Raw genomic sequence first — 9,458 nt, 5'->3', positions numbered from 1 at the left:
TTGCGCCCCCCCCCCCCCCGTGTTCTCCACGCCGGGGGCGGGCGCCCCCCCACTTCCCCCGGGGGGGGCGCCGCCGGCGCCGCGCCCCACCCCCCCCTCTCGATCTTCAGGCGTCAGGCGTCGTCGCGGCGCTCGCGCTCGTCGGGACTCTCGGACTCCTCGGACTCGGGCTGAGGAACCGCGGACTCCTCCGGCTCTTCCGAGACCGGGGCCGTCTCCGAGTCGGCGGGCTCGGACTCCTCCGGCGCGTCGGGCGCAGGCTCGGACTCGTCCGACGCGGGGTCGGACGCGGTCTCCTCGTGCTCCGACTCGTCCGCCTCGGCGGCTTCGTCTCGCGGCTCGTCGTCGGTCAGGGGCTCCTCGATCGAGGGTCCCGCGGCCTCGGCCGGGTCGGCCTCCGGCTCCGGTTCCGTCTCGACTGCGGGCTCCGCGTGGTCCTCGGCCTGGTCCTCGGCCTCGGACGGCGACCCAGCCTCGGACGGCGACTCCGGCTTACCCTCCGCCTCCGGCGCACCCTCCGCCTCCGGCTCGACCTCGGTCGCGGCGTCCGCGTCCGCCGGGGCGAAGGTCGGCACGGCGTCGACGACGTCGGCGCGCGGCTCGTCCACCGTCTCCGTCTCCGCCTGCTCGTCGGTCTCGGCCTCGTTCGCGACGCCAGGCTCCGACTGCTCGGCATCGGCAACCGCGGACTCGACCGCGTCCGCCGGCTCGACCGCGTCCGCTGGCTCGACGGCATCCGCCGGCTCGACGGCATCCACCGGCTCCGCCTCGATCGCTGCGGCCGCGGGTGCCGGCTCGGATGCAGGCACCTCGACGTCGGGGCCCTCCTCGATCACCGGCACGACCACCGCCGCGGTCTCTGCGGCCACGGCGCCCTTGCGGCCGCCCGCCGCCTCGCGCTGACGACGCTCTCGGCGGGTCTCGAACCCGGCGCCCGCGGCTCCGGCGGCCACCGCACCGGCGGCAGCCGCACCCGCGGCGGCGGACGGGACGCCGGGCGCGGCGACGGCAGCGCCGACGAGCTCGCCTTCGGCGGCTTCCGTTCCCTCGTCCGGGCCCTCGTCCTCAGGCGCCGGACCGTCACCGCGCTCGGCGGAACCGTCCCCGCCGGCACGACGCGCAGCGCGCCGCTCCTTTGCACCCTCGACCAGGTTGAACAGCGTGGGCAGCACGAGAAGGGTCAGCACCGTCGACGAGATGAGACCGCCGATCACGACGATCGCCAGCGGCTGCGAGATGAATCCGCCGTGTCCGGTGAGGCCCATCGCCATCGGCAGGAGAGCGAAGATCGTCGCGAGCGCGGTCATGAGGATCGGCCGAAGACGGCGCGACCCGCCCGCGAGCGTCGCGTCGTGCGTCGACAGGCCCTTCACGCGGTACTGGTTGACGAGGTCGACGAGCACGATGGCATTGGTCACCACGATGCCGATCAGCATCAGCACGCCGATGAGCGAGGCGACGCCGAGCGGCACGCCCGTGATGATCTGCAGCAGGATCGCGCCGGTCGCCGCGAACGGCACCGACACCAGCAGCAGCAGCGGCTGACGCAGCGACTTGAACGTCGCGACCATCACGATGTAGACGATGAGGATCGCCGCGAGCATCGCGAGTCCGAGCTGCGAGAACGCGTCACCCTGCTGCGACGCGACGCCGCCGATCGCCGCGTCGGCCGACGCGGGCAGGTCGGCATCGGCGATCGCCTGCGTGACCGACGCGGTCGCCGTGGCGAGGTCGTCGGTCGCCGGAGACACGGTCACCGTCGCGGTGCGCTGACCGTCCTCGGTCGTGATCGAGGCGGGCCCGTTGCTCTCTTCCACGGTCGCGACGTCCGACAGCGGGACCATGCCCGCCGCGCTCGGCACCGGAAGCGCCTTGAGCTCGTCGATCGAGGCCGGCGGATCGGATGCCGCCACATAGACGGTCAGCGTCGTGTCGTCGATCTCGACGGTGCCGGCCTGCTGCGGCTGCATCGCTGCCGAGACCAGACCGCCGACGGCGACCTCCGACAGGCCGAGCTGTGCGGCCTTGTCGCGATCGACGGTGACGGCGATGTACGGCAGTGAGGCCGACAGGTTGCTCGACACCTGACCGACGCCCTCCGCGCCGGTGACGGCATCCACCACCGCGTCGGTCGCCGTGGTGAGGGTGTCGGCGTCGGGAGCCGTCACGTCCACCTCGATGTCGCTCGAGCCGAAACCGCCGTTGCCCGTCCCGACGGTGAGCGTGCCCACGTCGTCGAGATCGGCCAGCGCGTCCTGCACGTCCTCGCGCAGCGCCACCTGGTCGGCGTCGGGGTCGGTGGTGATGGAGTAGGTGATGCCCGCGCTGCCGCCGCTGAACGCATCGCGCAGGGCGGAGCCGCTCGAGCCGATCGACACCTGAACGGTCTCGATGCCGTCGATGCCGAGCAGCGCCTCTTCGACCGGCTCGGACGCGGCCGTCTCGGCCTCCAGGCTCGGCGCGGGTCCGAGATCCTGAGTGACGGTGAACGTGTTCTGCCCCGAGTCCCCGAGGAAGTTCGTCTTCATCAGCGGCGCGAGGGCGATCGTGCCGGCGAGCACGAGCACCGCGATGAGCAGCGTCACCCACGAGTGCTTGAGCGTCCACGTGAGGATCGGCAGGTACGACTTCTGCAGGCGGCTCGGCGGCGCGGCGGCGTCTTCGGGGTCGATCGCCGTGCCGGCGGCATCCAGCAGCGGCTTGCCCGGCTTGAGGAACCAGTAGGCGAGCACCGGCACGATCGTCAGCGCGACGAACAGCGACGCGAGCATCGCGATCGTGACCGTCAGCGCGAACGGGCGGAAGAGCTCGCCGGTCACATCGCCCACGAACGCGATCGGCAGGAACACCGCGACCGTCACGATCGTCGAGGCGCTGACGGCGGTCGCCACCTCTCGCACGCCGCGCAGGATCGCGGTCTTCTTGTCGGCGTCGCCGATGTAGTGCCGTTTGATGTTCTCGATGACGACGATCGAGTCGTCGACCACGCGCCCGATGGCGATCGTCAGCGCGCCGAGCGTGAGGATGTTCAGCGAGAACCCGAACGCCTGGATGCCGATGAACGTGATGAGCACGCTCGTCGGGATCGAGATGGCCGCGACGAGCGTGGAGCGCACCGACAGCAGGAAGATGAAGATCACGAGCACCGCGAAGACGAGGCCGAGCAGGCCCTCCTGCGCGAGCGAGTCGATGGACTGCTGGATGTAGGGAGCCTGGTCGAAGACGACGGTGAACTCGACGCCGTCGATGTCGTCCTCCAGGCTCGGCAGCAGCGCAGTGACGCCGCGCGAGACGTCCACCGTGTTCGCCGAGGGAAGCTTGGTGACCGCGATCGTCAGCGCCGCCTCGCCGTTCACGCGCGAGACGCTCGTGATGGGGTCGCTCTCCTGCACGACCGTCGCGACATCGCCGATGGTCTTCTGACCGCCCGAGAACTGCTCGGCGTCGCTCGGCACGAGCGGAAGAGCCGCGATCTCGTCGACCGTGGAGATCTTGCTGCCCGTCTGCACGGTGAGCGTCTGGTCGTCCTCGGTGATCTCGCCGCCGGGGAACAGCACGCCGTTCTGCTTCAGCGCGTCGGTGATGGCCTGCTGCGAGTAGCCGGCCGCGGCGAGCGCCTCCTGGTCAGGAGTGATCGTGACACGCTGTCCCACACCGCCGACGATCTGAGCGGCGTTGACACCCTCGACGTCCTCGAGATCGGGGATGACGGATGCCTCCAGCTGAGCCTGGATCGTCTCCGCGTCGTCGTAGCCGGTGACCGCGATCTGGATGACAGGCAGATCGTCGATGCTCACCGACAGCACGTTCGGCTGGACCCCGGTGGGCAGCGTCGACTGGATGCGGTTGATCGCCTGCGTCATCTTCTGCTCGGCGGTCGCCAGATCGGTGCCGTACGAGAAGGTCGCCTGCACGATCGACGCGTTCGTGGTGCTCGTCGCGGTGGTGCCCTCGAGCCCCGGCACGCCCTGGATGGCGGACTCGATGGGCGTGGACACGTCGTTGTTGACGACATCGGGCGACGCGCCCGGGTAGGTCGAGACGACGATCAGCGCGGGGAACTCGATCGAGGGGATCAGTTCCTGCTTCAGGTTGGTCAGCGCGAGCCCGCCGAAGATGGCGGCGACGATCGTGATCAGCGCGATCAGTGCGCGGTTCTTCAGGCTCAGGACGGCGAGGTTCGACACAGCAATGCCTTCGCTGGGTGAGGTGGTGCATGGATGCGGGAACCCGCACGATACGAACGTGTATCGGTTTTCAGTATTTCATGCGCTCAAACACCCGAGAGGACCGCTCCCACCCAGAGCCCCAGCCCGGCCCCGAGGGCGGCGAGCACGAGCGTGCCGAACAGGTTCAGGGCGGCATTCCGCCACCGGTGCCGCTGGGCGAGCAGCACCGTCTCGACCGACACGGTGCTGAAGGTCGTGTAGCCGCCGAGGAGGCCCAGACCCAGCACGAGCGACAGCTCTGGGGCGATCGCAGAGCCGAGTCCCGTGACGATGCCGAGCACGAACGAGCCCGACACGTTCACCACGAGGATCCCGACCGGGAACCGCGCGCCGCGGGCGGGCGTGAGCCACCGGTCGACGACGTAGCGCAGCCCCGCGCCCACGCCGCCGGCGAGCGCCGCGACCAGCAGCCACGGGCTCACTCGGCGTCCTCGATCGGCTCGATCTCGCCGGGCACGTCGGCGATCCGGCGTCCGATGAACAGCCCGATCACGGCTCCGGCGACGCCCGCGACGAGGGATGCCGCCGCCAGCGCGCCCGCGAGCCACGGTGTCGACACCCACAGCGCCGTCGCCACCGCGAACGCGCTGTAGGTCGTGAAGCCGCCCATGACCCCGGTTCCGAGGAACGCTCGGGCGAGCGGATGCCGGTCGTCGAGCCAGCCGACGACCACTCCCAGCAGCAGCGAGCCGACGCCGTTGATCGCGAGCGTCAGCCACGGCACGGCGGACGGGTCCGCGGCGGGCGCGATGATCAGACCGCGCGCGAGCACCCCCACGGCCCCGCCGAGCACCGTCGCCCCGAGCACGCGGGGGTCGACGGACTGCGGCATCCCCCCACGCTACTCCCGTGCTTTCGGCCCCTGAGCCCGTCGAGGGCGCGGTCCCTGAGTCCGCGTGTCCCCCCGGCTCCTGAGTCTGCGTGCCCCCGGTCCCTGAGCCTGTCGAAGGGCGCTTCGACGAGCTCAGCGACCGCACGAGCTCCGCGACCGCACCGGCTCAGCGACCGCACCGGCTCAGCGACCGCAGCGGCTCAGCGCCCGGGTCGCAGCAGCCCGCGGATCGCCGACTCGGGCGTGATCGACAGGTCGAGCAGGTGCCCGTCGCCGTAGCGGGCGAACACGCGCGGGTCGATGTAGGAGCCGCGCGCCACGGCGGGCGTGTTGCCGAGCGCGGCGGCGGTGGCCCGCACGGCGAGCACCTCGGCGCGCTTGCGGTCGGCGGCGGTGTCGACGGTGCCGATGCGGGCGAGCGCATCGGCGGCGAGGATCGTGCCGCGCAGCGTGCGGAAGTCCTTCGCGGTGAACCGTCCTCCGGTGAGCGCACGCACATACGCGTTCACCTCGGCGGGAGTCAGCGGCACGCGCCGTCCGGCACGGTCCCACGCCAGCAGGGGTGTGCGCGGCCGTCCGGCCGCGAGCAGCTCGATCGCCGCGGCGAGGTCGGCGTCGTCGACCTCGAGCAGCTGCCGCTTGCCGCTCTTGCCCGGGAAAGCGAGCGAAACGATGGATGCCTCGACCGCGGCATCCCGTCTCTGCAGCGTCGTGAGCCCGCGGCTGCCGTGCGCCGACAGGTAGCGCTCGGAGCCGATGCGGGGCGCCGCCTCGTCGAGGAGGCGGAACGCGACCGCCAGCACCCGCTCCCGATCGAGCGCGGAGCGGCGCAGCGACGTCGTGACACGCGCACGGGCGCGGGGCAGCGCCTCGGCGAGCGCGAGCGACCGGGCGAACTTGCCGCGGTCGCGGCCCGCCGTCCACTGTGGGTGGTAGAGGTACTGCGTGCGGCCGGCGTCATCGACGCCGACCGCCTGGATATGCCCGTCCGGACGCGCGCTGATCCACACGTCGTGCCAGGCGGGCGGGATCACGAGCGCGTGGATGCGCTCGAGCTGACGGGCGGCGGGCGTGCGGCCGCGCGCGTCGACGTACCGGAAGCCGGACCCCGCGCGGACGCGGCGGATGCCCGCATCGCTGTAGGGCCGCACGCGCGCGAGCTTCGGCATCCGTCCTCCGTTCCTGCGAGTCCGGAGGCCGGCCCGCGGCGCCGCCTCAGTGGTTGCGGATCATCGAGATCAGCTCGGACTTCTTCTTGCCCGAGTATCCCGTGATCCCGAGTTCCTTCGCACGCGTACGCAGCTCGGGCACGGTGCGGTCGTCGTAGTCCTTCGCGTTGCCGCCGCGACGGCCGATCGTCGTGCGCCCCTGGCTCGCGGCCGCGTTCGAGATGCGCGCCGCCTTCTCCTTCGAAGCCCCCTCGCCGCGCAGCTCCTCGTAGAGATCGGGGTCATTCAGGCTGGATCCGCGCCGTCCGGGCATGGGTCCTCCTTCGTCGTCGATGTGCTCCTGACCGCGACCGTAGGAGCGCTCGACCGGCGGATCACGGGGGTTGACTTCTGTCACCGGCGGCCGTAGCGGTGCGTATCACCGGCGACGCGACCGCGTCAACCCACTACGTCGCTGACGGGTTCCGGTGCCAATCTCATGGTGTGCCTACGAGGCAACCGGTGCAGCTGCGCCGGCACCCACAAGGAGGACCCCCGTGAACATCGCCCTCATCATCATCATCGTCATCGCGATCATCCTCGCCATCGTCGGCGGACTGAGCTCCGCTCTGAACTGGCTGCTGTGGGTCGCGATCATCGTCGGTGTCATCGCTCTCATCGCGTTCCTCTTCCGCGTTCTGACCGGAAACCGCAACACCTGACGACACCGGGAACGAGAGAGAGTGGATGCCGCGGCCCGTGGGGCTGCGGCATCCACTCGTTCCGGTGCTAGAGGTTCGCCTCCGCGTAGACGCGCAGCGCGTCGCGGACGAACTCGGCGCCCTTCGTGCCGCCGTAGTTCGCGCCGAAGCGCGGATCTGCGACGTACATCTCGCCGAGCCCCAGTACGTACGCCTTCACGTCGCCGCCTCCACCGGTCGCTGAGCCTGCCGAAGCCGCCGGGGTGCCCGGGATGCCGGTCAGCCACTCCACGTGGCGCCTCGCGAGCGCTTGCGCCTCGTCGCCCTCGGGGGCGGCGCCGGACTCCGCGGCCGCGATCCAGTCGCGACCGAGGTCGGCGACCCGCTGCTGCCATGCGGCCTTGTCGTCGGCACTCATGGAGCGCCACCAGCGGTCGCTGTCGGCGTACGCCTTCTTGCCCCAGCGCTGTTCGACCTCGTCCTTGTACTGCGTGTGGTCGAAGCCGTCGAACATGTTCTCTGCCATCAGTCGTTCACCTCCTCTCAATGCCGTGATGGTGTTCTCGACCGACGCGATCTGGCGCGCCAGCCTGCCCTGCTCCTGCCGCAGCCATGCGAGGTGGCTCTCGAGCGCGTGAGCCTCGGATGCCTCCCGCCCGAGCACCTCCGCGATCTGCGGCAGTCCCAGGCCGAGCTCGCGCAGCAGCAGGATGCGCTGCAGGCGCACGAGCGCCGCCTGGTCGTAGTAGCGGTAGCCGTTGTGCCCGATGCTCGACGGCGCGAGCAGCCCGATGTCGTCGTAGTGGCGGAGCGTGCGGCTCGTGGTGCCGGCGAGCCGGGCGATCTGCTGGATCGACCATTCCTCGTCGTCGTTCATGTCCTCCACGGTAAAGGTTGACGTTGCGTCAAGGTCAAGACAACTTTTCCGAGAGCACTTGACAGAGTCGCGATATATCGTGTTACGCTTCTTCATACGCGATATATCGCGAAGTGGACCAACCCCCGAGAGAAAACGCAGGAGAAGCAGTCATGACCCTGGAGAAGTGGATCATCCACCCGGGCGAGACGCGCGTGATCGACATCGAGACCGTGCGCACGCTCAAGATCGGCCTCGTCGGCGGCCAGATCGACGTCATCGCCCACGACGAGCCCGGCGCCCGCATCGAGGTGCACGGCGTCACCGTGAAGGACCTCCGCATCGAGGTCGCCGACGACCACGTCGAGATCGACCACCCGCAGCTGCGGTGGGACAACTTCCTCGAAGTGTTCCGCAACTTCGGCGCCGGCGGTCCGCGCGCCGAGATCAGCGTCGCGGTGCCCCGCGAGGTCGCCCTGACCCTCGGCGTCGTGAGCGCCAGCGGCCTCGTGTCGGGCCTGCGCGAGAGCGCCTCGCTCAACACCGTGTCGGGCGACATCATCGTCGACGGCCTCACCGGCGACCTGTCGGTCAACGCGGTCTCGGGCGACGTGCAGGTGCGCGAGCTCGTCGGCGCGTTGAGCGCCAACAGCGTCTCGGGCGACGTCGCAGCGACCGGCGCGCTGCGCAAGGCGACCATCGACACCGTGTCGGGGGCCGCCCTGGTCGACTCGACCGGCGACATCCTCACCGTGAGCGTCAACACCGTCAGCGGCAACGCCACCGTGCGCCTGGACGAGGGCTACCCCGCCAACTACGTCGTGCGCAGCGTGAGCGGTCGCGTGCAGATCGACGGCGTCGTGCGCTCGGGCAACGGCTCGGGCCCCACCACCAACTACGTGGGCTCGGTGGGCGAGCTGAGCGGCAGCTTCGCCGACGTCCGCGCGCACAGCGTGTCGGGCGACGTGACGGTGCTGCGGCGGGCGACCGCCGGACCCACGGCCGAGCCGGAGAACGAGCCGACACCGGCATCGGCGTCGAGCGAGGAAGAGGCGGAGTGGTGATGACCCCCGTCTTCTCGCACGGCGACCTGCGCCTGTACCTGCTGAACCTGCTCGACGAAGGGCCGCGCCACGGCTACGACATCATGCAGGCCCTGTCGGACCGCACGGGCGGCACCTATACGCCCAGCGCCGGCACGATCTACCCCCGCCTCGCCAAGCTCGAGGAGGAGGGCCTGGTCACCAAGAGCGTCGACGGCCGCAAGACCGTGTACGCGATCACCGAGGCGGGCCACGCCGAGGTGCAGGCCCGCGCCGGCGAGCTCGAGGGCATCGAGGCCGGCCTCGCCGACTCGGTGCGGCTCATCGCCGACGAGGTGCGCGGGAGCGTCCGCGAGGCGATGAAGAGCCTGCGCGCCGACCTCGCCGCCGCATCGCGCGAGGAGCGCGCCGCCACGCCGCAGGGCCCCCGTGAGGACGACCCGCGCGTGCTCGCCCGCGAGCAGCTGCAGCGCGCCGACGCGTCGGTGAACGAGTTCCGCGCCCGCGTGCGCAGCGACCTGCGCACGCACGTCGCGCGCGGCGGCGACCTCGCCGCGACGGTCGTGGATCAGCTGACCGCCGAACTCGACCGCGTCGCCCGCGACGTCACGCGCGCCCTGCGCGGCTGAGCCATTCCGGTCGTTGAGCG

Annotated in this window: 8 protein-coding genes and 1 pseudogene; 3 read left to right on the top strand and 6 right to left on the bottom strand. The window is 71.0% G+C overall.

Annotation, left to right across the window (positions count from 1 at the left end; all coding sequences use genetic code 11):
- Positions 1-1,052: 1,052 nt before the first annotated feature.
- The 5 genes and pseudogenes from ACFWJ8_RS05250 to ACFWJ8_RS05230 all read right to left on the bottom strand — a co-directional run.
- Positions 1,053-4,187, bottom strand: a pseudogene (locus ACFWJ8_RS05250) (efflux RND transporter permease subunit); the annotation flags it as partial.
- 86 nt (positions 4,188-4,273) lie between these two features.
- Positions 4,274-4,651, bottom strand: coding sequence for a fluoride efflux transporter CrcB (gene crcB / locus ACFWJ8_RS05245; protein WP_378809615.1), 378 nt, complete (start codon positions 4,649-4,651; stop codon positions 4,274-4,276).
- Positions 4,648-5,061 (bottom strand): CrcB family protein, encoded by a 414-nt coding sequence (locus ACFWJ8_RS05240; protein ID WP_378809614.1) that lies wholly within the window; start codon positions 5,059-5,061, stop codon positions 4,648-4,650. Before ACFWJ8_RS05240 ends, crcB begins: the two co-directional genes overlap by 4 nt.
- A 200-nt stretch (positions 5,062-5,261) precedes the next feature.
- Positions 5,262-6,230 (bottom strand): DNA topoisomerase IB, encoded by a 969-nt coding sequence (locus ACFWJ8_RS05235; protein WP_378809613.1) that lies wholly within the window; start codon positions 6,228-6,230, stop codon positions 5,262-5,264.
- A gap of 46 nt (positions 6,231-6,276) precedes the next feature.
- Complete coding sequence (locus ACFWJ8_RS05230; protein WP_378809612.1) at positions 6,277-6,543, bottom strand: Rho termination factor N-terminal domain-containing protein; 267 nt, start codon at positions 6,541-6,543, stop codon at positions 6,277-6,279.
- A gap of 223 nt (positions 6,544-6,766) precedes the next feature.
- Between ACFWJ8_RS05230 and ACFWJ8_RS05225 the strand changes: the two genes are divergently transcribed.
- Positions 6,767-6,931 (top strand): hypothetical protein, encoded by a 165-nt coding sequence (locus tag ACFWJ8_RS05225; protein ID WP_378809611.1) that lies wholly within the window; start codon positions 6,767-6,769, stop codon positions 6,929-6,931.
- A 67-nt stretch (positions 6,932-6,998) separates the two neighbouring features.
- Here the strand turns inward: ACFWJ8_RS05225 and ACFWJ8_RS05220 are convergent, their stop codons facing one another.
- A complete protein-coding gene (locus ACFWJ8_RS05220; protein ID WP_378809609.1) occupies positions 6,999-7,787 on the bottom strand; it encodes a MerR family transcriptional regulator in 789 nt (262 codons plus the stop codon).
- Positions 7,788-7,939: 152 nt separating this feature from the next.
- On the opposite strand from ACFWJ8_RS05220, the gene ACFWJ8_RS05215 reads away from it, so the two are divergent.
- Positions 7,940-8,830 (top strand): DUF4097 family beta strand repeat-containing protein, encoded by an 891-nt coding sequence (locus ACFWJ8_RS05215; RefSeq protein ID WP_378809607.1) that lies wholly within the window; start codon positions 7,940-7,942, stop codon positions 8,828-8,830.
- Positions 8,830-9,438, top strand: coding sequence for a PadR family transcriptional regulator (locus ACFWJ8_RS05210; protein WP_378809606.1), 609 nt, complete (start codon positions 8,830-8,832; stop codon positions 9,436-9,438). The genes ACFWJ8_RS05215 and ACFWJ8_RS05210 overlap by 1 nt, the downstream gene beginning before the upstream one ends.
- The last annotated feature ends 20 nt before the right edge of the window (positions 9,439-9,458 follow it).

It is taken from the genome of Microbacterium sp. NPDC058389 (assembly GCF_042722305.1).
Taxonomy (GTDB): Bacteria; Actinomycetota; Actinomycetes; order Actinomycetales; family Microbacteriaceae; genus Microbacterium.
This window is presented reverse-complemented; position numbering and strand designations above follow the sequence as displayed.

Excerpts from the sequence above, each read along its gene's own strand:
- ACFWJ8_RS05240 (WP_378809614.1), bottom strand. The coding sequence starts at position 5,061 with ATGCCGCAGTCCGTCGACCCCCGCGTGCTCGGGGCGACGGTGCTCGGC.
- ACFWJ8_RS05235 (WP_378809613.1), bottom strand. The coding sequence starts at position 6,230 with ATGCCGAAGCTCGCGCGCGTGCGGCCCTACAGCGATGCGGGCATCCGC.
- ACFWJ8_RS05230 (WP_378809612.1), bottom strand. The coding sequence starts at position 6,543 with ATGCCCGGACGGCGCGGATCCAGCCTGAATGACCCCGATCTCTACGAG.
- ACFWJ8_RS05220 (WP_378809609.1), bottom strand. The coding sequence starts at position 7,787 with ATGAACGACGACGAGGAATGGTCGATCCAGCAGATCGCCCGGCTCGCC.
- ACFWJ8_RS05215 (WP_378809607.1), top strand. The coding sequence starts at position 7,940 with ATGACCCTGGAGAAGTGGATCATCCACCCGGGCGAGACGCGCGTGATC.
- ACFWJ8_RS05210 (WP_378809606.1), top strand. The coding sequence starts at position 8,830 with ATGACCCCCGTCTTCTCGCACGGCGACCTGCGCCTGTACCTGCTGAAC.